27 protein-coding genes are annotated in these 25,618 nt (G+C 59.2%); 22 read left to right on the top strand and 5 right to left on the bottom strand.

Going from position 1 to position 25,618, the window contains the following annotated elements; genetic code table 11:
* Window positions 1-2 precede the first annotated feature (2 nt).
* From ACLIKD_RS21140 to ACLIKD_RS21085, 12 genes are all read left to right on the top strand, one after another.
* Window positions 3-401: a hypothetical protein gene (locus tag ACLIKD_RS21140; protein WP_226472147.1), complete on the top strand. Its 399-nt coding sequence runs from the start codon at window positions 3-5 to the stop codon at window positions 399-401.
* A gap of 144 nt (window positions 402-545) precedes the next feature.
* Entirely contained in the window at window positions 546-1,976 is a 1,431-nt protein-coding gene (gene atpD / locus ACLIKD_RS21135) for a F0F1 ATP synthase subunit beta (protein ID WP_428826593.1), read from the top strand.
* Entirely contained in the window at window positions 1,973-2,374 is a 402-nt protein-coding gene (locus tag ACLIKD_RS21130; protein ID WP_226418233.1) for a F0F1 ATP synthase subunit epsilon, read from the top strand. The genes atpD and ACLIKD_RS21130 overlap by 4 nt, the downstream gene beginning before the upstream one ends.
* Window positions 2,371-2,643: an AtpZ/AtpI family protein gene (locus tag ACLIKD_RS21125; protein ID WP_226418232.1), complete on the top strand. Its 273-nt coding sequence runs from the start codon at window positions 2,371-2,373 to the stop codon at window positions 2,641-2,643. Before ACLIKD_RS21130 ends, ACLIKD_RS21125 begins: the two co-directional genes overlap by 4 nt.
* Window positions 2,643-3,353 carry a F0F1 ATP synthase subunit A gene (locus ACLIKD_RS21120; protein WP_428826592.1) on the top strand — a complete coding sequence of 237 codons (711 nt, stop codon included), beginning with the start codon at window positions 2,643-2,645 and terminating at the stop codon, window positions 3,351-3,353. Before ACLIKD_RS21125 ends, ACLIKD_RS21120 begins: the two co-directional genes overlap by 1 nt.
* Entirely contained in the window at window positions 3,350-3,616 is a 267-nt protein-coding gene (atpE, locus tag ACLIKD_RS21115; RefSeq protein ID WP_226418230.1) for an ATP synthase F0 subunit C, read from the top strand. Before ACLIKD_RS21120 ends, atpE begins: the two co-directional genes overlap by 4 nt.
* Window positions 3,617-3,625: 9 nt before the next feature.
* The gene (locus ACLIKD_RS21110; RefSeq protein ID WP_428826591.1) at window positions 3,626-4,369 is read left to right on the top strand and encodes a F0F1 ATP synthase subunit delta; all 744 of its coding nucleotides are present in this window, start codon (window positions 3,626-3,628) and stop codon (window positions 4,367-4,369) included.
* Window positions 4,362-5,831: a F0F1 ATP synthase subunit alpha gene (locus ACLIKD_RS21105; RefSeq protein WP_428826590.1), complete on the top strand. Its 1,470-nt coding sequence runs from the start codon at window positions 4,362-4,364 to the stop codon at window positions 5,829-5,831. The genes ACLIKD_RS21110 and ACLIKD_RS21105 overlap by 8 nt, the downstream gene beginning before the upstream one ends.
* Window positions 5,815-6,657, top strand: a complete 843-nt coding sequence (locus tag ACLIKD_RS21100) for a F0F1 ATP synthase subunit gamma (protein ID WP_428826589.1) — start codon at window positions 5,815-5,817, stop codon at window positions 6,655-6,657. The genes ACLIKD_RS21105 and ACLIKD_RS21100 overlap by 17 nt, the downstream gene beginning before the upstream one ends.
* A gap of 47 nt (window positions 6,658-6,704) precedes the next feature.
* Complete coding sequence (locus tag ACLIKD_RS21095) at window positions 6,705-7,793, top strand: DUF3616 domain-containing protein (protein WP_428826588.1); 1,089 nt, start codon at window positions 6,705-6,707, stop codon at window positions 7,791-7,793.
* A 350-nt stretch (window positions 7,794-8,143) separates the two neighbouring features.
* Complete coding sequence (locus tag ACLIKD_RS21090) at window positions 8,144-9,013, top strand: lysostaphin resistance A-like protein (protein ID WP_428826587.1); 870 nt, start codon at window positions 8,144-8,146, stop codon at window positions 9,011-9,013.
* 1,093 nt (window positions 9,014-10,106) lie between these two features.
* Window positions 10,107-11,696, top strand: coding sequence for a hypothetical protein (locus tag ACLIKD_RS21085; RefSeq protein WP_428826586.1), 1,590 nt, complete (start codon window positions 10,107-10,109; stop codon window positions 11,694-11,696).
* 458 nt (window positions 11,697-12,154) lie between these two features.
* On the opposite strand, the gene ACLIKD_RS21080 is transcribed toward ACLIKD_RS21085, so the two are convergent.
* A complete protein-coding gene (locus ACLIKD_RS21080; RefSeq protein WP_428826585.1) occupies window positions 12,155-14,491 on the bottom strand; it encodes a penicillin-binding protein 1A in 2,337 nt (778 codons plus the stop codon).
* A gap of 66 nt (window positions 14,492-14,557) precedes the next feature.
* Window positions 14,558-15,358, bottom strand: coding sequence for a phytochelatin synthase family protein (locus ACLIKD_RS21075; RefSeq protein WP_428826584.1), 801 nt, complete (start codon window positions 15,356-15,358; stop codon window positions 14,558-14,560).
* Window positions 15,359-15,699: 341 nt separating this feature from the next.
* On the opposite strand from ACLIKD_RS21075, the gene ACLIKD_RS21070 reads away from it, so the two are divergent.
* The 3 genes from ACLIKD_RS21070 to ACLIKD_RS21060 all read left to right on the top strand — a co-directional run bounded on the left by ACLIKD_RS21070 (window position 15,700) and on the right by ACLIKD_RS21060 (window position 18,289).
* Window positions 15,700-16,752, top strand: coding sequence for a permease (locus ACLIKD_RS21070; RefSeq protein WP_428826583.1), 1,053 nt, complete (start codon window positions 15,700-15,702; stop codon window positions 16,750-16,752).
* A gap of 42 nt (window positions 16,753-16,794) precedes the next feature.
* Entirely contained in the window at window positions 16,795-17,025 is a 231-nt protein-coding gene (locus ACLIKD_RS21065; RefSeq protein ID WP_226418218.1) for a thioredoxin family protein, read from the top strand.
* Window positions 17,026-17,383: 358 nt separating this feature from the next.
* Window positions 17,384-18,289, top strand: a complete 906-nt coding sequence (locus ACLIKD_RS21060; RefSeq protein WP_428826582.1) for a hypothetical protein — start codon at window positions 17,384-17,386, stop codon at window positions 18,287-18,289.
* 83 nt (window positions 18,290-18,372) lie between these two features.
* On the opposite strand, the gene ACLIKD_RS21055 is transcribed toward ACLIKD_RS21060, so the two are convergent.
* A complete protein-coding gene (locus ACLIKD_RS21055; protein WP_428826581.1) occupies window positions 18,373-19,284 on the bottom strand; it encodes a DMT family transporter in 912 nt (303 codons plus the stop codon).
* 38 nt (window positions 19,285-19,322) lie between these two features.
* On the opposite strand from ACLIKD_RS21055, the gene ACLIKD_RS21050 reads away from it, so the two are divergent.
* From ACLIKD_RS21050 to ACLIKD_RS21020, 7 genes are all read left to right on the top strand, one after another.
* Window positions 19,323-20,267, top strand: a complete 945-nt coding sequence (locus ACLIKD_RS21050; RefSeq protein ID WP_428826580.1) for a LysR substrate-binding domain-containing protein — start codon at window positions 19,323-19,325, stop codon at window positions 20,265-20,267.
* 209 nt (window positions 20,268-20,476) lie between these two features.
* Complete coding sequence (locus ACLIKD_RS21045; protein ID WP_428826579.1) at window positions 20,477-20,953, top strand: VF530 family DNA-binding protein; 477 nt, start codon at window positions 20,477-20,479, stop codon at window positions 20,951-20,953.
* 332 nt (window positions 20,954-21,285) lie between these two features.
* A complete protein-coding gene (locus ACLIKD_RS21040; RefSeq protein ID WP_428826578.1) occupies window positions 21,286-22,032 on the top strand; it encodes an HNH endonuclease in 747 nt (248 codons plus the stop codon).
* An 87-nt stretch (window positions 22,033-22,119) separates the two neighbouring features.
* Window positions 22,120-22,398: a hypothetical protein gene (locus ACLIKD_RS21035; protein WP_428826577.1), complete on the top strand. Its 279-nt coding sequence runs from the start codon at window positions 22,120-22,122 to the stop codon at window positions 22,396-22,398.
* Entirely contained in the window at window positions 22,361-22,786 is a 426-nt protein-coding gene (locus ACLIKD_RS21030; protein WP_428826576.1) for a hypothetical protein, read from the top strand. Before ACLIKD_RS21035 ends, ACLIKD_RS21030 begins: the two co-directional genes overlap by 38 nt.
* A 100-nt stretch (window positions 22,787-22,886) precedes the next feature.
* On the top strand, window positions 22,887-23,450 hold the full coding sequence (locus tag ACLIKD_RS21025) for an OmpA family protein (RefSeq protein ID WP_428826575.1): 564 nt from the start codon (window positions 22,887-22,889) through the stop codon (window positions 23,448-23,450).
* A 126-nt stretch (window positions 23,451-23,576) separates the two neighbouring features.
* Window positions 23,577-23,990, top strand: coding sequence for a hypothetical protein (locus tag ACLIKD_RS21020; protein WP_428826574.1), 414 nt, complete (start codon window positions 23,577-23,579; stop codon window positions 23,988-23,990).
* A 49-nt stretch (window positions 23,991-24,039) separates the two neighbouring features.
* On the opposite strand, the gene ACLIKD_RS21015 is transcribed toward ACLIKD_RS21020, so the two are convergent.
* Together ACLIKD_RS21015 and ACLIKD_RS21010 are read right to left on the bottom strand one after the other, a co-directional pair.
* Window positions 24,040-24,609: a nucleotidyltransferase family protein gene (locus ACLIKD_RS21015; protein ID WP_428826573.1), complete on the bottom strand. Its 570-nt coding sequence runs from the start codon at window positions 24,607-24,609 to the stop codon at window positions 24,040-24,042.
* A gap of 3 nt (window positions 24,610-24,612) precedes the next feature.
* Window positions 24,613-25,617: an XdhC family protein gene (locus ACLIKD_RS21010; protein WP_428826572.1), complete on the bottom strand. Its 1,005-nt coding sequence runs from the start codon at window positions 25,615-25,617 to the stop codon at window positions 24,613-24,615.
* Window position 25,618: the final 1 nt, after the last annotated feature.

Raw genomic sequence — 25,618 nt, 5'->3', positions numbered from 1 at the left:
TCATGGACATCATCAAGCAGATTCTCGATTCCTTCAGCGGCACGCTGCCCACCGACAGCAAGACTGCAGCGGCCATTGCCCGCCATGCCAGCGCCGAGGAAATATCCGCTTGCGCCAGCGAAGAAGGCCTGCACGCCTTGGCTGGCGCACTCTTTGAGGCATGCGAAGAAGGGGGCAAGGGCAATGCCGCACTCGACGACTCGCCACAGGTCGGTGCTGCACTGACCGAGCGCTTGCGGGAATTTCGCCGTGAGTTACCGGCTGATTGCGAAACGTCCCGGCTGATCGACGCCGGGGCACGTCTGGAGGAAATCTCCGAGGCAGCACAAAAGGAAGGCCTGACTTCGCTGGTCAGCATGCTGTTCGAGGCCGAGCAGGAAGAGGTTGGCGGAAAGGCCTGAGCCAGAAAGCGGAACGCAGCGGACGGGGAGGCAAGGCGACTAGCGCTCGCCAGAAAGGCGGGGGGAGTTGACCTTATCGATTGCCTTTGCCGAGCAATTGCTGGTCAAATACCTTATCGGAATAGCAAGTTCGGACAAGCAACGATGGCTGAGCTTCTGATTGCCCCTGATCCACCGGAAACGACAAGACCGCCCTGCCCCGCCCCCGGCTCGCCGCCGCTCGGCGTCATCGAGGAAGTGCATGGGCCGGTCATCGATATTCTTTGCGAACGCCTGCCGCCACTGCATCAGGCGGTCTACGTCTGTCTCGATGGCGAGCGCTACACCTTTGAGGTGCATCGCCATCTCGACGAATCCCGGGCGCGCGCCATCGCCTTGCATCGCACCGGCGGCCTGCGCCGGCTGATGCCGGTCTTCGACACCGGCGGGCCATTGCAGGTGCCGGTAACGCCCGATTGCCTGGGCCGCCTGCTCGACATTTTCGGCCGACCGCTCGATGGCGGGCCGTTGTTGAATGCCACGGAAACGCGACCGATCGTCGCCGCCCCGGCCCCCCTCTCCGAAGCGACCGGCATGGGCGAAATCCTGCCGACCGGCATCAAGGTCATCGACCTGCTCTGTCCCTTCGTGCGCGGCGGCAAAACCGGCCTGTTCGGCGGCGCCGGGGTCGGCAAGACGGTGCTGATCATGGAATTCATGAACGCCATCGTCCGCCTGCACCAGGGCGTCTCGGTCTTCGCCGGGGTCGGCGAGCGCATCCGCGAAGGCCACGAGCTGTGGCACGACATGCAGGACGCCGGGGTCATGCCGCGCACGCTGATGGTCTTCGGTCAGATGGACGAATCGCCGGGCGTCCGTTTTCGTATTGGCTTGTCGGCGCTGACCTATGCCGAATACCTGCGCGACCACGTGGCCAAGGAAGTGCTGTTCCTGATGGACAACGCCTTCCGCTTCGTCCAGGCCGGCAGCGAATTGTCGGGGCTGCTCGGCCGGATGCCGGCCACTGTCGGTTACCAGCCGACGCTGCTCTCGGAAGTGGCGGAATTGCAGGAACGCATTTCCTCGACGCGCAGCGGCAACATCACCGCCGTCGAAGCCGTCTATGTGCCAGCCGACGACATGACCGACCCGGCGGTCGGCGCCATTCTCGCCCACCTCGACACGACGGTTATCCTGTCGCGCAACCAGGCGGCCAAGGGGATTTATCCGGCGGTCGACCCGCTCGCTTCGGGCAGCCGGATGATGGATCGCGTCACCTTGGGCGAGCGTCATTACCGGGTGGCGCAGACGGTGCGCGAACATCTGGCGCGCTACCGCGAACTCGAAGACATCATCGCCATGCTCGGCCTCGAAGCGCTGTCGGAAGCCGACCGCCTGACGGTGCTGCGCGCCCGTCTGCTGCAGCGTTACCTGACCCAGCCGTTTTTCGTCGTCGCCGAGCACACCGGCATCGCCGGCGCCTCGGTGCCGCTGGAAACGACGCTGGCCGATTGCGAGGGCTTCATCGCCGGCCACTACGATGACCTGCCGGAAGAGCGCTGCTATATGCGCGGCAGCATGGCGGGGGCGCGATGAGCGGCATCACCCTGCACCTGAACAGCGCCGTGCGCAGCGAGCGCATCGACGCGGTGAGCAGTTTTGTCGGCAGCGATGCCAGCGGCAGCTTCGGCATCCAGCCGGGACGCGCCCGCTTGATGACCATTCTCGACTACGGACTGTCCCGCTTCTGCACGGCGCGTGGCGACTGGATCTATCTGGCTTGCCCCGGGGCAGTGCTCGACTTTGCCGACAACCAACTGACGGTGAGTACCCGGCGCTATCTGTGCGATGGCGATTACCAGCGGATTTCCGCGCTGCTGGCCGGCCAGCTGGCGGAGGAAGAAGCCGCGCTGAAGAGCGTCAAGGACAACCTGCAGCAGTTGGAACAGGAACTGTTCCGGCGCCTGCGCAATCTGGACCGGTGGCCGGCATGAACGACGAGAAATGGCGCAACGATGTGGCGCGGGATAGCGAGCGCCTGAAGACCGCCGAACGCAACCGCCGTTCGCTGCTCGCCCAGACGGTTTTCCTTGGCAGCCTGTCGGTGCTCTTCATCGTGCCCCTGCTGGCCGGCGCCTATCTCGGGCGCTGGCTGGACAGCCAGGGTGACGGCTACACCGTGCGGTGGACGATGAACCTGATCATCCTCGGCCTGGCGCTGGGCATCTTCAATGTCTATTTCTTCATCCGGAAGTACTGGTAATGGAAGCGGCCGGCGTCGTCTTCACGCTTGGCTGGCTGCCGATCACCACCACGGTGGTGACCACCTGGGGCCTGTTGCTGGTGTTCGGCATCGGCAGCTGGCTGGCCACCCGGCACCTGTCGGTCGATCAGCCGGGGCTGGTGCAGACGGCGCTGGAGGGCGCCGTGCAGTCCATCGCCGCGGCCATCGACGGCGTCCTGCCGGGGCGGTCCGAGCTGCTGCTGCCTTTCATCGGCACCCTCTGGCTGTTCGTCGCCGTGGCCAACCTCACCGGGCTGGTACCCGAACTGCATTCGCCGACCGCCGATCTGTCGACCACCGCCGCGCTGGCCTTCGTGGTTTTCCTCTCGGTGCATTGGTACGGCATCCGCAGCGCCGGCCTCAAGGACTATCTCCAGCACTACCTGACGCCCAGCCCGATCCTGCTGCCCTTTCATCTGCTCGGCGAATTGTCGCGCACGCTGGCGCTGGCCATGCGCCTGTTCGGCAACATCATGAGCCTGGAAATGGCGGCCCTGCTGGTGCTGCTGGTCGCCGGCCTGCTGGTGCCGGTCCCGGTGCTGATGCTGCACATCGTCGAAGCCCTGGTCCAGGCCTACATTTTCGGCACGCTGGCGCTGATCTACATCGCCGGCGGCATGCAATCCCATGAAGCTTCGGAAAACGCTGAAGCGCCTCAAACCAACGACAAGAAAGGAAGCGCACCATGAGCGACATGCACTGGTTTGTCCTGATTTCCACCGTGGCGGCGGCCGTCGCCATCGCGGCCGGGATCATTTTCCCGGCCATTGCCATGGGCAAGGCCATCACCCAGGCCCTCGAATCGCTGGCCCGCCAGCCGGAAGCGGAGAAATCGATCACCCGCACCCTGTTCATCGGTCTGGCGATGATCGAATCGCTGGCGATCTACGTTCTGGTCATCGTGCTGATCATCCTCTTCCGCAATCCGCTGCTCGAATACCTGCTCAAGTAGGCGGCGGTCATGGAGCTGAACTGGACCACTTTCGCGCTGGAAATCATCAATTTCCTGGCCTTGCTCTGGATCCTCAAGCGCTTTCTCTATCGGCCGGTGCTGCAGACCCTGGCCGAGCGCCGGGCCGGCATCGAGCGCACCCTGGCCGAGGCGCGGGCGAGCGAAGCGCAGGCGGCGGCGATGCAACAACAGTTTGCCCGCCGGCTGGCCGACTGGGAGCAGGAGAAGGCCAAGGCGCGCCAGGATTTTGCCGCCGAACTGGCCAGCGAACGGACCCGGCAGATGGCGGCATTAAACAGGGAACTGGCCAGCGAGAGGGAACGCAGCGCCGCCCAGGATGCCCACCGCCAGGCGACGCAAAGGCGCGAACTGGCCGCCCAGGCGAGCACCGAAGCCCGCCAGTTCGCCAGCAAGCTGCTCGCCTGCCTGGCTGGGCCGGAACTGGAGGAACGCCTGGTGCAACTGTTCAGCGAAGAACTGGCCGCCTTGCCGGAAGAGCATCTGGGCGCCGTGCGTGCCGGCCAGAACGGTGACGGGCGGGGCATGGTGAGCAGCGCTTTCGCCTTGAGCGCCGGCCAGCGCCAACAACTCTCGGACGCCATCGAAACCCGGCTGGGCAAAGCCCTGACCCTCGATTTCGTCGTCGATCCCAGCCTGCTGGCCGGGGCGCGGCTGACGCTCGGGGCCTGGCAGCTCGACTTCAGTCTGGCCGGCGAACTAGGCGTGTTTTCGGAGGCCGCCAATCGTGGGTGACATCCCCGATCGCTCCTGGCTGGCCGATTACCGGCCCCAGTTGCGAATCAGCGAAGTCGGCAAGCTGGTCGCCATCGGCGACGGCATCGCCCGCATCGAAGGATTGCCCTCGGCGGCGATGGACGAGATCTTGCGTTTCGAGGATGGCAGCGAAGCCCTGGTTTTCGATCTCGGCAGCAAGCGCATCGGCGCGATCCTGCTCAATCAGCGCGAAGGTCTGGCAGCCGGCAGTTCGGCCCAGCTCACCGGGCGGCGCCTGGATATCGGGGTCGGCGACGGCTTTCTCGGGCGGGTCGTCGACCCGCTCGGCCATCCGCTCGATGGCGGCCGGCCGGTTGAATTCAACCGGCGGCGGGCACTGGAGGTTTCCTCGCCACCAATCACGGCACGCGATTTTGTCGAACGGCCGCTGCTCAGCGGCAACAAGATGGTCGATACGATGATTCCGATCGGCAAGGGGCAGCGCCAGTTGATCATCGGCGATGCCGGTACCGGCAAAAGCTCGCTGGCCCTCGACACCATCGTCGCCCAGAAGGGGCGCAATGTCCTCTGCGTTTATGTGCTGATCAGCCAGAAGCGTTCGGCCGTCGTCGCCACCATCGAAACGCTGCGCCAGGCGGGCGTCCTCGATATTTCCTGCATCGTCGTCGCCGAGGCCACGACAACGCCCGGCCTCAAGTTCCTCGCCCCCTTTGCCGGCTGCGCCCTGGCCGAAGAATGGATGGGCGCCGGGCGCGACGTGCTGATCGTTTACGACGACCTGACCACCCATGCCCGGGCCTATCGCGAACTATCCCTGCTGCTCCGCCGGCCGCCGGGGCGGGAGGCCTATCCCGGCGATATCTTCTACCTGCATTCCCGCCTGCTCGAACGCTCGACCTGTCTGGCGGCGCGTCTCGGCGGCGGCAGCATGACTGCCCTGCCGATTGTCGAAACCGAGCAGGGCGAGATTTCCGCCTACATTCCGACCAATCTGATCTCGATCACCGACGGCCAGATTTATCTCGACCCAGCGCTCTATGCCCGCGGCTTCCTGCCCGCCATCGACATCACCCGCTCGGTTTCGCGGATCGGCGGCAAGGCCCAGGTGCCGGCGATCAAGAGCGAAGCCGGGCGGATGAAGCTGGATTTCCTGCAGTTCCTCGAACTGGAGGTGTTCACCCGCTTCGGGTCGCGCCTCGAAGCCAGTGTCGAAGCCAAGATCAAACGCGGCCGGCTGCTCCGTGAATTGCTCAAGCAGGATCGGCTGGCGCCACTGTCGCCCGAGCAGCACATGGCCTGGCTGGTGACCTTCAACGAAGGCTGGTTCGACGGACAGGAAGGAACGGTTACCCGCGCCAAACTGGACAAGCTGCTTCGCCGGACCGCCACCGACAGCCCGGCCTTGAGCGCCAGCCGCGATGCCTGGCGGTCGGCCGTCGCCGCCTGGTTGCAGGAGCAGGACGATGAGCCGGCGGCGTGAAATCGCCCGGCGGCTGGAGGCGCTCGCCGACATTGCCGGCATCATGTCGGCGATGAAGGGGCTGGCGCTGATGGAAGTGCGCATCCTGACCGATTTTCTGACCAGCCAGCAGCGCATGGTGGCCGGCATCGAAGCGGCTGCCGCCGATTTTCTCGCGGCCCATGGCGAATTCGCCAGCGCCGACCAGGCGGGAAACGAGCTGTACATCCTGATCGGTTCGGAACAGGGCTTCTGCGGCGATTTCAACGAATCCCTGTTGAGCCGGATGGAATTGCTCTGCCAGCAAAAAATCGCGCCGCCACGCTGGCTGGTGGTCGGCCGGCGACTGGCCAGCCGGATCGGCGAGCGCGATTGCCTCGAACTGGCGCTGCCCGGCGCTACCGTCGCCGACGAAGTGCCGGCCGTTCTGCTGCATCTGACTCAGGAGTTGAGTCGCCGGCTGAGCGGCTTCAAGCTTTCCGCCCTCTACCACTGCGCGGCGACCGGCGACATTCGCCAGCGTCGCCTGTTGCCGCTGCGCGATTTGCCGGCGCCCGAGCGCCGCCATCCTTATCCGGCCGAACTGAATCTGCCGCCCGAAACCTTCCTGCGCGGCCTGACCGGGCACTACTTGCATGCGGTGCTCAACGAAGTGCTCTACAGCTCGCTGATGGCCGAAAACCGCCAGCGCCAGGTGCATATGGACAGCGCCTTGCAACGGCTCGATGAAGACAGCGCGCGGCTCAAGCTGACCTACAACATCCAGCGCCAGGAGGAAATCACCGAGGAAATCGAGGTCATCCTGCTCTCGGCCGACATGCTGCACGAGGCCGAACACGGCGGCTGATTGGCATTAATCCCCAGCCAGAAACCCTTTCAGAAAAGAGCCATGACATGCCCAGCAAATGCCTTAAAAATGCCATTCGTCTTGAATTCACCCCGGGGGCACTGGTTCATGCCAACCTTTCCGGCGCCGCGTTTTCCGGTGAGCATTTGTGGGTCGCCGGTGACGAAGCCTGTGGCATCGACCGCCTGCGCCGCCTCGAGCCGAGCGGAAGCGAACTGCTGCGCTTCGGCGACGGGCTGAGCTTTCCGCTGTCCGAACTGCTGGACTTACCCGGCGCGGCGGACGAGGAGGCCGACCTGGAAGGCATGGCCGTGGCGGACGGCTATCTTTGGGTGGTCGGCTCGCATGGGCTGAAGCGCAAGAATGCGAAGAGCGATCGGGACGACGCAGAAAACGCCAAGCGGCTGGCCAAGGTGACGCTCGACGGCAACCGTCGCCTGCTGGCCTGTTTGCCGATTGAAATCGGCGACGACGGCCAACCCTGCCTGGTCCGCGAGGCGAAAGATGGCCGCCGGGCGCGCCGACTGAAAGGGGATGCCGAGTCCAACCTGCTCACCCAGGCTTTAGCCGATGATCCGCATATCGGGCCGTACATGGGCATTCCCGGCAAAGACAATGGTTTCGATATCGAAGGGCTGGTGGTGGACGGCAACCGCTTGCTGCTCGGACTGCGCGGCCCGGTGTTGCGCGGTTGGTCGGCGCTGCTGGAAATTGCACTCGAAGCCAAGGGCGAACAACTGCGGCTGGCACCGCTGGATGGCAGCGACTGCCTGATCCGCAAGCACTTCCTGCAACTGGAAGGACTCGGGATACGCGATCTGCAATTTACCGGTAATGACCTCTACATCCTGGCCGGGCCGACGATGACCTTGGATGGCGATATCCGCGTTTTCAAATGGCCGAACGCCAAGTCCCGGCTGGCGGCCAACCGCGAACCGGTGCGTTTCGAGGCGGCGCTGACCGAGCTGCTTTCCCTGCCTCACGGGCAAGGCACCAATCGCGCCGAGGCCCTCTGCGAAATACCGCCCGAACTCGCCCCGCACACACCGAGCTGGCTGGTCCTCTACGACGCCCCCGGCCCTGATCGCAAGGATGGCGAATACACGGTTTTCGGTGATGTTCTGGAAAATGATTGAGCTTCGGCTCAACTTGGGAAGCCATAGGAAAGGCGGGCGGCAGCGGTACCTATCCTTGATGTCAGCAACCTGCGTTACACCGGTAGTTGAAGTAGGCTAGGCGACGGACAGCTTGGGTCGAATCTGAGTCAACAACTGCTGCCTGTTCCTCAATTCGGCCAGAGCAGCCGGTGGCCCACATGCATGGGAATGACCGTTGCCGATTTGCAAAGCCGCCAGTCGACAAGGAGACCTCTTATACCCCCATGCTTTACGGTCCCTCAAGGCGATAGCGTTCAACAACGAGAGGTGACCGAGCAGTGTCATCGCATAACTACATCGGGTCCCCCTGAGGAATTGGATCAAATGACATGACATCAAAATTGCCAATTGATGCCATTCGGGTAGTATTTGACCAATTCCAATCCGGGGGCTCCATGAAACAACAGCGGGAAACCTTTCCCAGTGCGATTGAGGCAACCTTTCTGGTCATCTGCCTTTATGTCCTGGAATTCCTAATCGGGGCCGTTTTTCACGATGTAAAGAACCTGTCCGGCATCGACCCGAGAGATGCTGCTGGCGTTATTGTCGTTCTTGGAAATGGGATCTTGTTTTCGGTGCTTCTGTACTACAAGGGGCTGTCGTATTCGTCCCTATTCCACTCGTCGAAGACTTCGGTAGCCGCCGTTATCGGCACGCTCTCTGCGCCTATTCTGTGCCTTATCCCTGGCATTACCATCGCAATGTGGACCATCGAGCTTGTTCTGGTCACGCTATTTCCGTTGGCGGGGTGGCAGCAAGCAATGTTCGACCAGATGATGTCCAACGGTTTGGCATCAGTTGTTACCCTGCTCTTCATTGCTCCACTCCTAGAGGAAATGTTATTTCGCGGTGTCATCCTTCGCAGTTTCCTGCTGCAATACTCTCGATGGCATGCGATTTTTGGATCTGCCTTCCTGTTTGGGCTGGCACACCTGAACATTTATCAATTCGTAGTCGGGCTGGCTCTCGGAATCCTTTCCGGGTGGCTATACGAGCGAACCAAGTCGCTGTGGCCATCTATTCTGCTGCATGGTTCGTACAACGCTGCAATCACGATCCTCTATTACTTAACAGGTCCGGAAGAGATGTTTAGCGGATGGCAACCTCCGCTTCCGTATTGGATAATCGCGCTTGTCTTCGCATTCGCGGGAATGAGCCTGCTGCAGCGGCTTCTCGTGGTTAGAAGGGCGCCCCCATGAATCAGTTTTCCTGATTAAAAGTGTTGATTCACGCCCTAATCCGATCCGGGTTCTAAATTGAATCCTCGTCCGCCCGATTGAGCCGCAGTACGCCTCAGATGCCCGGAGACGCGAACGTCGGTTATGGGGTAGCGCGACCGAATAGGTGCTCTCGGCCAGGAGCGGCCGGTGGGCGAGCCCGTTTCTAAGCAGACACTCAATCCAGTGGAAAAAATTTTTGCAACCAGGAACCAAGTCTGCAACTATTTGTCATGACAGTAAGTGTGAAAATAGTACTTTTGTTTCCGTAGTCGGCCATGAGCTGCCAGTCAGGCGTACATCCAATAAGCGGTCATACGTAATGCTTTTGTCCCTTAGGGCGAAACTGAAAACGCGTCTGGCATATTGGAGTTGTTATAAGGACAGCAAGAATTTCAAGTGACTGAATGGTATGAAATTTAAGTCCCTTCTTCAGCGTCATCAATATCTGTTGTTACACGGCCCCCGTGTCCGTGTAAACACTGTTAGGCCGTAAGAATCACACCGTAAGTCTCCTGCAGAGGAATCCGATGAACGCTAAACTCTTTACAGCATACCTATACCTAGGAGCACTCTCTGCATGTGCAACTAGCGCCAATCAAGTACAGGGCTCCGCCATTGCCATTCCGCTGCCCCCCCAAACCAAGTCAGCGCCCAGCAATATTTGGGTAGTACAAATTGGATGCCAAACCAAGGTAACAGACCCACTCACAGGCACAGGCTTTGACTGCAATCCTCCGCCAACGTGTGACTCTCTTAAACCAGCGGGTGCCGCGCCACCTGTTGGCTTTTTTCGCCAAGCCAGCATTAAAGTAACTCGCATTCCTGGCAAGAACCGTGGGGTTAACACTCAATGCAAAGTGCTCCCATCAGACCACGCCCCATATTTTAGCGGGGGGGCTGTCAGCGAACCACTGTCGCTCTGTTTCTCCGTACGCGCCTCTGGCCCGAGTGGCGTAAAAGCAGGTCTTGCAGGAGATTATGGAGAAGTTGAGTGCAGATTCGAAGTTGAAATTGTTCAGCCTTTGTTTGGAGGATGAAAATCATGCTTCACATTCTAAGGAGAACTGCAGTCTTGGCCGTTTCGCTGACACTATCAGCAATATGTTTTGGGCAATCAAATAATCTTGTTAATGCTTACTCACCAGGTCAGTATGAAATCGATATGCGCACAACTCCTGCGCAGATCACAGTTCGAATTCCATTGGAAACTATTGAAGATCAGATTCGAAATGCGGTGCTTGAGGGCAACTCGAGTTCCCCCGATCTGACTCTGAAACTGAATCGGGGACAATTCGTCAACGTCATGCCCGGCTCGCCGAATCTAGGATTGTCGATTCATGTTGACGGAACTCTCAAAAATGCCGGAGGAGAATCCTTTCAATGCAAACTTGATTTTGATTTTGCAGTACCTGCAAATCCTATTTTCGATGCAACCACACAGGTACTTTCTACAAATTCTGTTTGCAGTTTTAGTGGGGAATTAGCAAAGCTTCTTGGCCTCGAACGTTTGCTCGAAGGACTACTACATGATGCTGTAAATATGGCGTTGAATCGGACTTCTGGTTCAGATGGAAAGTCCGGAAAAGAACTCGCAGCGCTAACCAAATCAGACCCAAGGCTGGCAAACCTTTTACAGCGCGGCAGGCTTCAGGGCCAATACTGCTCGTCCCCTCGTTGGCCTCGTGCGCTCTGCCTGCATATCTCTTGGCAAACGCTGGACTTCGAAAACTACTTCTTCAATCTCCGCGCGTTCGCTCCCCAACCCTCTGGCATAAGCGCGAACCCCGAGTCGGCCAAGCAACTCGCACAACAATTTTCGGCTGCGGGTGCACTCTATCCTTTTGGAGCGAATTTTTCATTTCCTACGAAGCGACTGGCCGACGGACAACTAGACGATGGGGACGCACTGATCTTCAATGGACTCTTGTGCCTAAGCGGACTTCCCCTCGGGTGTGAGACGGTGAAGGCTGCGCAGGATGGTGGTGGGCGGTTCTGGCGCTCACCTCACCTAGTCGGCTCAACCGCTCAAAACCCCTTCTCAGGCGATCAACTCAAAGGCGCGATCGGCTACTTCATAGCACAGGGTGACGCCGTGAACTTCAGTCGGTTTCTACAGTTCCTACGGTCAAATATGGTCCTAATCCCATCACCAACCAATCCAATATATCAAGGCTACAAATCCTGTACCAACGATGTCAGCAATACTTGCTTGGTAGGTTCTAGTGACTGGCTATGGTTGACAAATATCGCAGAGAAACTTGCCGTAACATCCGAATTGCCAGCAGCGACCTTAGATCCGGAGGTTAGGGCATGGTATACACCAGACGCCTTAGTTTGGGAGGCTGCCTTTACACCCCTTGGCTACCGAACGCATCTCGTGGGAATCGCTATATTGTTTGCGCAAAAAATCGGCTTGCAGGGCGTTCAATTCAAGGACGCAGCAGCTATCCTTGCCTCGCGACAACCGCACAATCCATTCTTCTTATATCTACATCTAGGCAAGGATGAAATAGTCGCAAACGAACTGGCAAAGAAATGTGATTTAAACGCAAGCCAGTCGGCATTCGATCAATGGGCATGGGAGCGTGAAGAGAGTGAGTCAGCCTGGAAGACATCGATGCGTTGGGATTGTACATTTATGTACAGCCTTTTATCAAGGTAGCCGGCTTGCTTGACTTTTGAGGACACTCGAACCTTAGGCACTCGGAGTGAACTTGTTCTACCCTGCCTTCGCGCCCCAGCCTAACTGTCGGTTCAACGCGGACGCCAACACTGGCCATCGCTTCGCGATTTTGATGGCGAGCGTTGGTGCCCTACGCGCTTCGCGCTCCGGCGCCGGTTATCCTTGGCGTTCCTGAACGTCCGCTTTCATAACTGGCCAATGTCGGCAAAGGGCACGGAGTACGCACTCGCCGAAAAGGAAAGCTGCCGTTCGCGACGTCTCAAGGCCGAACGGCAGGTAGAAACAAATTGCAGCCCGATTCCACGCATTTGGCCAACTTGCACGCATCGGCTATCACGCAGATTCCCAAGCCTTGACGGCTGAGCACTTCCAAGACCGACCGGCGCTTCGCTCGCCCCCTGCGCCGGCGCCCAGACGGCGACTGAAGCTTTCCTGCTTCAGTCGGTAAACACCTTCCGTATGGCGTCGAAGATGGATTTGAGCGGCGACTCCTCAACGTCCACGGCCTTGACCCCGTCATCGCCCTTGAATTCATCGTAGAGCCAGTCGCCATCGACGTAGGAGACACCCGGTGGCGGCTTTCTTTCGTTGGGCGGCTTGCCAGACAAGGCCTGGCGCATGTAGTCAATCCAGATCGGCAAGGCCAGGGTCGCGCCGAATTCCCGGCCACCGAGCGATTTGGGCTGGTCGTAGCCCATCCACGAAACCGCTACGACATTCCCGGAATAGCCGGCAAACCAGCCATCGACCGCGTCGCTGGTGGTGCCGGTCTTGCCGGCCAGGTCGTTGCGTCCGAGGCGCTGGCTCGCCTGAGCGCCGGTGCCGCTTCTGACCACCTCGCGCAGCATGCTGTCGATGATGAAGGCGTTGCGTGGGTCGATGGCCCGTTGCTCTTCCTGCCTGGGCGGCGGCGCCGGTGCCTCCCACAGCACGTTGCCGCGGGCATCGGTGATTTTCTGGATCAGCCGGGGGGTGACCCTGAACCCGCCGTTGGCGAACACCGCGTAGGCGCCGGCCATCTGCAGCGGGGTGACCGAGCCGCTACCGAGCACCATGGTCAGGTTGGCCGGATGTTTGGCGGCATCGAAACCGAAGCGTTGCAGATAGTCGCGGGCGTATTGCGGCGAGATGGCTTGCAGCAGGCGGACCGCGATGACGTTCTTCGAGCGGGCCAGGGCCTGACGCAGGCTGATCGGGCCGTCAAAGCCGTCGTCATTGCGCGGTTCCCAGGCCTGGCCGCCTTCGCCGCCGGGCAGCGAGAGCGGCGCATCGTTCATCAGGGTGGCCGGCGAGAAACCCTTTTCCAGCGCCGCCGAATAAACGAAGGGCTTGATGCTCGATCCCGGCTGGCGCCAGGCGCTGGTGACATGGTTGAACTGATTGCGGGAGAAGTCGAAGCCACCGACCATGGCCCGATAAGAACCATCCTCAGCGTTCAAGGCGACGAAGGCGGCATCGACTTCCGGCATCTGCACGATCGACCACCGGCCCTTGGCGTCCTGGCTGGCGCGGATCACCGAACCGACGCGTATCCTGAGATCCAGTTTGGCGCTCGGCTGCAGGGCACGGGCGGCAAAACGCAGCCCGTCGCCCTTGATTTCCAGCGTGTCGCCGGAGGCCGGTTCGGCGCGCACGCGCTTGGCGGAGACTTCGGTGACGACGGCCGCAATCAGGTTGTCGCTGCCGGGATGCCTGGCCAGGATCTGGTCGATGGCATCCTCCTGCTCGTCCGCATTGTCCGGCAGCTCGCCAAAACCTTCCGGCCCGCGGTAACCGTGGCGTTGGTCGTAGGCCAGCACATTGCGCCGGACCGAGTCGTAGGCGGCGTTCTGCTCGGCCTTGTCGAGCGTGGTATAGACATTGAAACCCTGGGTATAAGCCTCGCCCTTGTATTGCGCATAGAGCTCCTGGCGCACCAGTTCGGCGACATGGTCGGCATGGGCGTCGAACTGCAGGCTGCGGCCGATCTTGAGTGGCTCGCCGACGGCCTCGTCATGTTGCACCTGGGTGATCTTCCCGAGGTGCAACATGCGCTTCAAGACGAGTTCCTGGCGGGCCTTGGCGCGTACCGGATTGACCGCCGGATTGTGCTTGGCCGGGTTTTGCGGGATGCCGGCCAGCATGGCCGCTTCGGCCAGGGTCAGCTCGGCGAGGGGCTTGTTGAAATAGGTGCGGGCGGCGCTGGCAAAGCCGTGCGTGCGCTGGCCGAGGTAGATCTGGTTCATGTAGAGCTCGAGGATCTGGTCCTTGCTCAAAGCCGATTCGATGCGGTAGGCCAGCACCACCTCGGCCAATTTGCGTTTGACGGTTTTTTCCTGCGAGAGGAAGAAAGTGCGCGCCACCTGCATCGTAATCGTCGAGGCGCCCTGCCGAAAACCGCCGGTCAGATCGGCCGCCAGCGCCCGCGCAACCCCGCGGTAATCGACGCCGCCGTGCTCGTAGAAGCGCGAATCCTCGATCGCCAGCAGAGCATCCTTGAGGACCGGGGGAATCTCCTTGATCGGCGTGAAGTCCCGGTGTTCCTCGCCGAATTCCCCAAGCAGCGCGCCATCGGCCGTATAGATACGCAACGGTATCTTCGGGCGATAGTCGGTCACGACATCGAAGGCCGGCAGATTGGGCAGGACGGTGACAAGCATGGCGCCGACCAGCACCAGCAGCATCAGGGCGCCATCGGCGCTCAGCGCCAGCAGCGTGCGCCGCAGGTCATTGCGGTAACTGGCGAGCGCAAAGGGTAAGGCAAGAAATTTGACGACGGTCGAGAAGAAGCTCACGCACTGGTCCTGGCTAAGGTGCCACCTTGGGCGGTTGATGGCCGCCGACGGTTGCCAAAATGAAGATCAACGGGATTGAACCAGAATGTAACCCCGATTCTCGACCACGTCCCTGGTTCGCATCCCTTTGAGCAGGGTCGCCAGGGGCATCCAAACCCAGGGATAACGGCTGGGATTCACATCCAAGATCAGTACCGAATCCGTTGCCGCGTCGTAGGCCCCAAGCGGCGAGATATGCCCGCCACCGGCTTGACCAATCGCTTCGCGCTGATAATTGACGATTACGAAATCACCGGCCCGGCTCAGGTTGTCGATAAGATCCTGGCGAATATCGGCTTCTGCGACACCTGCATTGACGATCACCAGACGGGTGGCGACATTGTGGGCCTGGAGCATTTCATCAAGCTGGCGCAACTGGTAGCCGCCATCGCGCACGGCTTTGTCGTTGATCCTGGCCGGTTCGCCAAAGACTTGCGCCCGCGTTTTTTTGCCCGCCGCGATAACGCTTTCCTGGGTATGCCGGGGAACAGTCAATTCCAGGGTTTTCGGCAGATACCGGGCATCCTCCGGCAGCAGCCTGCTGCGATCGCGTGGCGCCTCGTTTCCCTGCGGGTGCAAGGCATTCAGCACGATGGCCGCCGATGTCGGGCCGCAGAATGCGATCGTCGCCTGGGCTTCAAACTGATTGGCTAGCGCCGCGAAGTCTTTTTTCGCTGTCGCCCGAGCCAATCGCTCCCCGCCTTCCTCAGAGACAAACGGGACGAGCGTTTGGAGTTGCCGCTGCGGCGCTTCGTCACGAGCCAGTGCGAAGGTGTGCAGGAGACCAGTCATCAACAGAGCAGATGCAACGCGGGCAAGGAATAACATTCGTCTCTCCAGTGGATGGGGCAAGCATCGATCGCCAGCCGTGAAACACCCTGTCGGCGCCAGCCAAACCGCCCATCAGTCCGGCGGCAGCACGCCAAGGCTTTAGCTCGGGCGTTGCTACGGCCAGGGATTTTGGCATTGCCGCATTTTAGCGCCCCGCCCATGGCGGTTTTCGAACAATTTGCCGCCACCATTCATCGCCACGGGTTTGGCGCGGCGGCCGGGTTGAGGATGTTTAACCTAGCGCTACCAATGTGCGTCTTTTTCGAGCGAGCTTCGTCTCCTTTGGCATGAAGCATCGATAGACCGCAAATTTTCACGTTGAAGCCCGGAGAAAACCCATGAGCGCAGTTCCCATCGAAATGGCTGATCGCCGCAAATTGATCCAATGGTTGATTGGCATTTCCGTTGCTACCGTCGCCTGGTTCATTGCCTACAGCCAGCTTTCCGATTTCGCCGAATGGCTGGTCGGCCTGTTTGGGCTGTCACGCCAGACGCATTTCGGTGAAGCCATGCATTTCTTTCTGTACGACACGCCGAAGGTACTGTTGTTGCTGACCGGCATCGTCTTCGTCATGGGCATCATCCAGACCTTCTTTGCGCCGGAACGCACCCGCGCCCTGCTCTCCGGCAAGCGCGAAGGAGTCGGCAACGTGCTGGCGGCCAGTCTGGGCATCGTTACTCCTTTTTGCTCCTGCTCGGCCGTGCCGCTGTTCATCGGCTTCCTGTCGGCCGGCGTGCCGCTCGGCGTGACCTTCTCTTTCCTGATTTCGGCGCCGATGGTCAATGAAGTCGCGCTGGTGCTGCTGTTCGGCATGTTCGGCTGGCAGGTCGCCGCTCTCTATCTCGGCATGGGCCTGCTGATCGCCATCGTTGCCGGCCTGGTCATCGGCAAGCTGAAGATGGAACGCTTTCTTGAAGACTGGGTGCAGAAAATCCTCGCCGGGCAGACGGCCCATCCGGTTGACGAGAAGTTTTCCTGGCTGCAGCGCTTTCAGGCCGGCCGCAACCATGTCCGGGAAATCGTCGGCAAGGTCTGGCCTTACATCCTGCTCGGCATTGCCCTCGGGGCCGGCATTCACGGCTTTGTGCCGGAAGATTTCATGGCCTCCTTCATGGGCCGTGATGTCTGGTGGGCGGTGCCGGCCGCCGTCGTGCTCGGCGTCCCGATGTACACCAACGCCGCCGGCATCATCCCGATTGTCGAGGCGCTGATCGGCAAGGGGGCCGCGCTGGGCACGGTGCTCGCCTTCATGATGGCGGTGATCGCCCTCTCGGCACCGGAAATGATCATCCTGCGCAAGGCGCTCAAGCCGACCTTGATCGCCACGTTTGCCGGTGTCGTGGCGGCCGGCATCATGCTCGTCGGTTATGTCTTCAACTGGCTGTTGTGAGGCAAGCCCTTCGCACTCGCCAATTCAATGAAAGGAAGCACCATGAAAAGCATTAAGGTTCTTGGCACCGGCTGTGCCAACTGTCGTAACACCATTGCCCTGGTCGAAGCCGTCGCCAGGGAAAAGGGCGTCGCGATCAGCCTCGAAAAAATCGAGGATCTGCCGGCCATCATGGCCTATGGCGTGATGTCCACACCCGGCGTGGTGATCGATGGCACGGTGGTACACGCCGGCGGCGTGCCGACACGGAGCAAGGTGGAAGGCTGGCTGTAGCCGGAAGCGGAGGCAGCCGCCAGCCACCTCCGCCCTAGCTGTCATTTCGTTTTGCCGGGGATTCGATCATTGACCGCTCGCGGGTTTCGATTTCCAGGCCTTGCCGTGCGGCAGAGCGATCCAGGTGATCGAGCACGCAGGGAAGCCCGAAATGCCAGCCAAGTTCAGTAATGCGATTGGTCTTTACCTGTCTTAATCTAAACTGCGAAGCCGTAATCGGGTGGCGCCCGCTTTGGCATCATCGATTGCCGACCATGATCCGCCCGGCCGGCATCGAGCCGGGGCCTGCTCCGACTACGGTAAACGCTCTTCCACCCGATAACCACCGCAGCTATTACCTATAACCAATCCATTTCCCATGCTTCTGAAAACATTCGTCCTATCGCTACTCCTGCTCTCCGCCTCGTTCGCCAATGCCGGCCCGGCGCCAAGCATCTACGTCGCATCGACCATTCCCTACGCCGCCCCGGCCGCCGACGGGAGCGCCTCGCCCGGCCCGGAGTGCCCTTGGGACGCCCGTCTTGTCGAGTATCTGGCCAAGAGCAGCGGCAACCGGGTGATCATCACGCCCAAACCGATGGAAGCCCAGGGCCAAAAACTGATACTGACCGGGCGACTCGGCCCGACCGTAGGCACCGGCGAAAAGGCGGCGCCAAGCTGGATCGAGGTAACGGGAACGCTGCTCGACGAAAACGGCAAACCCCTCGGCGACTTCGGTTTTCGCGACGACCGGTATTCCGGCAATCTGCACAAGTGCAAGCAAGCCATTCGCCTTGGCGAAGGCCTGGGGGACAGCATTGCCGGCTGGCTGGAAGAGCCGAAGCCGGGCATCAAGATCGCCGAAACGATCAACACGCTGCGGGACGACACCATCGATCAGGAGATCAAGAAATCCTGCCCGTGGAATACCGAACTGCCAAACTACCTGACCGGGATGACCTTCGGGAACGTCTACCAGGTGACCGACGATATCGGCACTGCCGGCGGCAAGAAACTGCTGTTAACGATTGTGAACTCCCGCCTGCTCGGCGGCGGGCTGTACTCAGGCTTCAAGTGGCTGACGGTAACCGGCTCGCTGGTCGACAACGATCATGAAATCGGCAGTTTCATTGCCGTGCGAAAGTCGTTTCGTGCCTGGACCGGATGCGGCATATCGGATCGCCTGAGCTACGAAATTGCCTACGACATATCCAACTGGCTGCAAAACCCGACACTGAATGCCCGCCTCGGAGATGCCGAGGACGCCACGGATGCCAACCCCTGAAGGTCTGGCGATAGACGCATTTTGATGGGCTTTTCGGCCGGGGAGCCGACCTTGGCCGCACGATGCGCGCCGGGACGGCGAGATCACCGCCCCGGCCGCAATACCAGCGCCAAACCGGCGACGATTGGCACCATGCCAAACAGGTCGGTTGCCGGTATCGCCTCGCCCAGCAATCCGACGGCCAGCAAGGTTCCGAAGACCGGGTTGAGCAAGTGAAAACTACTCGCCCGGGCGGTCCCGCCATGGCGAACCAGCCAAAGCAGCATGAGCGTAGTGCCGATGGAAACAATGGTGGCCTGGTAGAGCAAGCTTCCGAAGAAGGCCGCATTCGGGCTGATTGCCAGACCTTCATGCCACCAAGCGATCGGCAGCAAGGCGAGACCGCTGGCCGGCAATTGGATTAGCGCGATATTCCACGGGTCGAGACGGCCAACCACGCGCCGGTTGAGCAAGGTCGATGCCGCCAGGGCAATCGTACCGACCAGGATCAGGATCACCCCTGCTGCATCGGCCGGCACCGACGTAGCTCGCCCGCCCATGATCCAGATCACTCCGACAAAGCCTGCCGCCAAGCCAAGGACTCCGCGCCAGCCAAAAGTCTCTTTCAGCCATGCCGAGGCCAGACTCGAAGTCAGCAATGGATTGGTGCTGACAAGAATTGCCGTCAAACCGGCGGGGACGGTCTGCATCCCGGTATAGGTCAGCCCGAGATAAACCGCATTGGTCAGCAAGCCGGCCGCCAAGGCCGTCAGTAGCGCTTGGCGGTCCCTCAAAACCAGGGGCACCTTGGGACCGAGCCAACGCCCCAGGACAGTCAGGATGGCGCCGGCCAACAGAAAGCGCAGGCTCAACAAGGTCAGCGGACCCGACGATGCCATGCCGATCTTCCCGGCGATGAAGGCCGAACTCCAGACAAAGCTGAAAGTTGTGCCGATCACGGCAATACGCAGTGCGCTTACCGTTGGTGTGCTTGCTGAAATAGTGCCGGCCGTCATGTTTTTACCCTGTCGGTTGGAGGTGTTGACGCCAGCTTATGGAATGGTTGAATATTTTGAAAATTGATATTTCAAACAAAGTCATATCGAAACGAAATGATGGATTGTTCATGCAAATAGCGAAGCGCAATTTGGACATCGACCTCCTGCGGACGCTGGTCGCGATTGCCGACAGTGGAAGCTTTTCTACGGCAGCAACCCAGTTGGGACGCACGCAGTCGGCAGTCAGTCTGCAGATCAAGCGCTTGGAGGAAACCGTCGGGCAGGCTTTGCTCAACCGCTCGCAAGGGCGCGTCGCCGGCCCGACCGCGGAGGGGCAAGTGCTGATCGACTATGGGCGGCGAATCCTGCGCCTCAACGACGAGGCCTATAACTGCTTCAACAAGCCGAGCCTGGCAGGGAAACTGCGCCTCGGTTTGCCCGAGGAGCTCATGGAAAGCATCTTTCCTCAGGTGCTGACCGATTTCTCCAAGGCTTGCCCGCGGGTAGAACTGTCCGTGCGTTGCGATCTCTCGCTACGTTTGGCGGCGTTGGTGGATGCCGGCGAACTCGATCTGGCAATCGTCAAGCGGGTGGCAAATCGCACCGAGACCGACGAAACAACCGACTGGCGCATCCTGCGGCGAGAGCCGCTGGTTTGGTTTGCCGGCGAAGGGAGCAATGCGATCGATCAGCGCCCCTTGCCGCTGGCCGTATTCCATGAAGGCTGCGTGTTCCGGATGGCGGCAATCGCAGCCCTGGCTGGCGCCGGCGTCCCATGGCGGGCCGCCTTTGTCGGGAGTAGTTTCACTGCCTTGCGTCATGCGGTCGTCGCCGGCATAGCGGTTACGCCATTGCCACGGAGTTTGGCCACTGCCGGATTGATCGAGGTTCGAGAGCAGCTACCGTTCCTCCCCGATGCCGAGCTGACCTCCCGATTCGGTCCCGGCGAAGTACTTTCGGCGGCCCGCCACCTGGAACAACTCTTCGAGAGTCGGATATGAACAGGGCTTCATCCTGGTCGGCAACTCCGTCGTTCGCGCTACGTCCTCATCCGGCGAGAAGCAGCCCTCTCCACATCGATTTCAAGTAGCCGATCAATGAAGCATGTAATACACCAATCGAATTGATAATAATCGTGCAATGACTATTGCTGCATGCGTCATGCAGCGACAGGTATAATGAATAATCTGCTACTTGTTTGGGAACTTCCATGGAAACCGATATAAATTATAATAACAATCCTCTGCACGGCATTGGTTTGAAACAATTGATAACCGAAATAGTCGACCACTACGGTTTTGAAATTCTATTCGCCTATTTAAATATCAATTGTTTTAATAAAAATTCGAGCATTGATTCCAGTGTCAAATTCCTTAAAAAGACGGATTGGGCACGCGAAAAAGTCGAAGCATTTTATTTATATCAATTCAAGAGCTTGCCTCGAGCATCTGACGAGCAATTTGAATTGCCGCCCAGAGATCGCATTATCCCACCGGGCCAAACCCCGGGTGAGCCGGCTGAATTGAGTCTGGAAGACGCCGAGCGATTGCGCGAAAAGCGGGCCAAAAAAGCGGCTCTGCGAGATCAAGATACAGACCACCGCTTCAAAACCGATAAGCGTGTGTCGAATAATGCAAGAGCCTCTGTTAGTCACGATTCAGACCCATGGGCGAAGTGGAAAAAATAAGTCCGGGTTCAATATATTTAAAGACTGGATTTAGTGATGGTTTTCGGAAAAACCATCTCGCCGCCAATATCGGGCATCTGGCAGTTGACTGCCAGATGCGGACCTTCGGTAAAGTTACACATAGCAACCATTGAGATAGAAAAAATCACCAAATGACAATTGGTTGGATTGCGGGCAAAATCCCACCGTTATTTAACGGTGCCGCGTATGACTGCCATCTATCCTCAGAAAATATTGTCTGAAATATCTCGAAATGAAGCTCCTGCCTACCATCCAGACCACATCGTTTTCCAGGGTATACGGCACTCAGCCAGCGTCTTCTAGTTAGCCACATGAGCACTATTGCCGAGCGAATCGACAGATTGCTGGCGACGGAGCCGAATCCGTCGTTGGACTATTATGCAATTACGTTGGCTAGTTCCGAAGAGGAACGATTTCAATACTCATGTTTCTCTGGTTGGGTCGGCTACACAGATGACACTCCAAAAAGAGAGATTCGCAAGGCATCAATAGTTCATGCTGATCGGTGTGTTCGCCTATGGCGGGAAATTGGAGAAAGTGCCGCTGTCGTGGATACCCCCGACGATATGGGTCTGTTCTTCTTGGTGGGCGGCCACGGGGTTGTTGAGGTCAATGTGGCGCATTCGGTAATTTCTGAATGGTTGAAGCCAACTCCCGTTGCCCGTGTTGGGGAATACGGCTATGTCGACATTACGAGCCTTCCTTCCGGCAGTTTGAGCAGAGCACCCACCCCAAAACATCGGATGAAAATTCTCAAGCGCGATAAATATCGCTGTCGCGTATGTGGCCGGAGTGCCGCCGATTATGTTGATGTTGAACTCCATGTGCATCATGTGCGGCCGTGGCAAGCAGGCGGAGTGACTGAAGACTCGAATTTAATTACCCTTTGTCATACATGCCACAAAGGTCTTGCCCCACATTTTGATCCCGATCTCTTCTCGCTTATGTCTGACCCAACTAAATCAGAAAATGAAAAGAAGGAGCGACGGAAGTATTGGGAATCTGTCATTCGTTACAGAAAGAGAGCGTTGTCGCTATGGGACGAAGATTCCTTATAGTCAAAACGTGGCTACCCATCACTCCACCGGACCTTGCGCATAAAACCGTGCAAGTCCGGCGAATTCAAACGTAAGGGGCTTTCCCCAATGACTAAAAAGAACCGGCTCAATATAGCAATAGCTGCGACCTTTGGATATCTGATTGGAACAGAACTCCTTGGCTCTCATTTGCCAAGTTGGCTGAATTGGCTTGCCTTTCCTTCATCAGCAATTGGAGGTGCATTCATTTTTGCAGGGCCTTTTATCGGCCTACTGATCGCCACAATCGGCGCAACAATCTTGACGGTTTTGTCTTACTGGCTCATTGGCTTTTTCATAGAGGCTCCAAGTGAAACCGACACCCAAACATCAACTCACCACCTCTAACACTACTCAACCCGACCGCCCTGACGGGCGTCGGGTTAGCTACACGTTGGCATGGCAATTAGTGAAATGCTTTGAGAAATTGGAAAATTGGTATCGCTGGGGCCATTGGGGAAACACGCCTCAGGGAGTATGTGTCTTCCTATCTCTTCCTATCTGTTGGGGTGCTGCCCTCACGTCATCGCTCTGGTCTGCGGAAACCAAGCCCCTCTATCTGTCATCTGAACCCGCTTTTTTCCTTATTACACCGCTGCTGGCTTTTCTTTATTTCGTGCGCTTCGGGATGTATCAAGAAAAACAATTTTCTTCATCGCTTTTCACCACAATCGTCGTGCTGGCCGTAATAGGCATGCCATTTTATGTTCCATATTTTCGCAGCCACGGCGCCTAGCAAACGCTTCGAGGCAACCACCCAAAAGTTACGCTTTTGGGTTCCCTACGCGGTGTGTACTCCGGCGTCGGCTCAAGCTGCACATTAGAGGCCCAAAGGTATGCGTTTCACCAAATCGCTACTGCTTGTATTTATATGCCTTTCCCTGTTTTCTAAGGTGAGTGCTAATAGTCCAATACGGTCACATGGAAGCGCCGAAATCTGCTTTACCAAAGGCAGCAGTTCCCTAATAAACTCCGCCAAAATTTCGTTAATTCGCCTTATATATTCGGCTCTCTTCTACCAAGACCGGCTATTTATAGACTCGATTACGATCAAGGCGTTTGGGGACACATCCACGAAAAGCAGTGGACAGTCCAATCTTCAACTGGCCGAGCAACGCGCAATCAGAATTAGAGAATTCTTAACACAACAGAACATTGGCAGCCCGAGCATCAGCTATTCAGTATTTTCCAGTGAGGCCAGCGAAATTAGTAACTGGGGTAATTATCTATTTGAGATTTATCTATTCGACATCGGGACTGAATCAAAATGTTGGAATAATTCAGAGAAACGAATTCCTGCCATCGTCCAAATATCGACTAGAGGCTGCATCTGTGACCATAGCTCCCCGCAATGTCATATAACGATGCATTGCAATGAACATGGGTGCCAATGCAAATGAGGGCCAACACTCCACCTTTAACACTCCAATCCACAGGACCGTCAAAAGCTGCGATTTTCCGTTCGATGATTTACAACCTCAGCCTGCTAGAGGTTTTCACGCATTACCGAATTTTTGGAGAAACACATGCGCTACCTCATTGCATTGGTTTTTTACTTCCTGCTGCTACCTCTGCAAGCTCATGCCTGTCGAGACTTGGGGGACACGCTTTTCTTTGAGGCTATTCCCAATCCGCAACCTGATGCGGATTTGATTGCGAAAGTCTCCTTGTCAGAGATAAATGAAGAAACAAAAACAGCGACGGCAATGGTTACCGTTACGGTTATGCAGGTTCTAAAGACATCTGACGCAAGGGTTCACCAAGGCGACAAAATTGCCATGAAATACCGGTTCTCAAGCTGCGGCCCCGATGCCATAAACGGTACCGAAGGAACAATCATTGCCAGAGTAGGAGCTGACAGCAAAGGCCGTCTTGTGTTGTATCCGTACATACGCAGACAACGTGATGGTCACATCACGCCTCCATCGATGAGCGAATAAGGCCAAGTTTTCATTGGGCACCTCACGCTGGCTAACACGCCAGTCCGGCCTATTCCAGATCGTCAGGCCGGTCGATATCGCGCAGCACGCCGGGGTCGGCGACCGGGCAAAGCTGCAGTCTTTCGCGATGGGCTTGCAGGATCGTTTTTCCGCCCTGGTCGCCGGTCAGCGCCGCTAGTTGAGCGAGCCACTCCCGGGCAAAGCCGACCGGGTGCCCGCGCCGGCCGTTGAATTCGCTGGCCGCCAGGCTGGCGCCGGCGCGCAGGCGGGCGGCGACGGTTTGATGGCTGCTCGGCAGGATGAAAGGCATGTCGGCCAGCGCCACCAGCCAACCGGCCGCTTCGGGGCTGGCCCGGACGCCGGCCGCCAGGCTGTGGCCCATGCCGGCATCGGCATCCGGGCAAATCACTGTTTCATATCCTTCGGCGGCGAGCAGGTCGGCCAACCCCTCGCTGCCCGGATGCAGGACGGCCAGCCGGCGCTCGCAGGCCGGGTGAAAATGACGGGCCGCCGCCACCGCCAACGGCGTTCCGTCGGCCAGCCGATGGCGCAGCTTGTCGCTCCCGAAGCGGCTGCCCCGCCCGGCGGCGAGCAGGATGCCGACGATCTCGCCCGGCACGATTCAGCCGACGCCGCAGCCGACCGTCGCCGAGGCTTGCGCGGGGAGCAAGCCATCGGCTGGCCGGACGCCGTTCTTGACGGCGGTCATCTCGGCGAGAATCGAGATGGCGATTTCCGGCGGCGTCCGGCTGCCGATCGGCAGACCGACCGGGCCATGCAGGCGATCGACTTCGGCCCGCGACAGGTCGAAATATTGCAGCAAGCGCTCACGCCGCCGCTCGTTGTTGATCCGCGAACCCAGCGCACCAACGTAGAAGGCCGGCGACTTCAGCGCTTCGAGCAGGACCATGTCGTCGAGCTTGGGATCGTGGGTCAGCGCCACCACGGCGCTGTGCGGATCAAGGCCCAGGGCGATCACCGCATCGTCCGGCATGCCCGGCACCAGGGTGGTGCCCGGGACATTCCATTCGGCGGCGTATTCGCTGCGCGGATCGCAGATGTAGACGTGGTAATCGAGGGACTGCGCCATCTGCGCCAGATAGCTCGAAATCTGCCCGGCACCGACGATCAGCAGGCGCCAGGCCGGGCCGTGCAGCGTTGTCAGCGTCCGGCCATCCCAGCTCAGGGCATCGCCGGCCGAGCCGGCGCCGATGCTCGCCCCCGGCTGGCCGACGACGACGCTGCGGCGGACCAGCTGGCCGGCCGCGAGGCGCTCGCCGAGCAGATCCAGCGATGCCAGATCCGGCGCCGGTTCGATCAGCAGTTCCATGCGGCCGCCGCAGGGCAGACCGTAGCGGCGGGCCTCTTCCTGGGTCACGCCATAGCTCACGACGAAGGGCACCGAGGCAGTGAAATCGCCGGCCAGCAGGCGGTCGATCAGGTCGGTCTCGATGCAGCCGCCGGAAACCGACCCCTGCACTTGCCCGTCGTCACGCAGCGCCATCCAGGCGCCCGGCGGGCGCGGGGCGGAACCCCAGGTGCGGGCCACGGTGACCAGCGTGAAACGGTGGCCGGCCGCCGCCCAGCGCCGGGCGGCGGCGAGGACCTGAGTGTCCTGGCTGTCCATC

The organism is Azonexus sp. IMCC34842 (assembly GCF_050368855.1).
Lineage (GTDB): Bacteria > Pseudomonadota > Gammaproteobacteria > Burkholderiales > Rhodocyclaceae > Azonexus > Azonexus denitrificans_A.
Note: the sequence above shows the minus strand (reverse complement) of the source record. Positions and strands in the feature narration are given on the sequence as shown.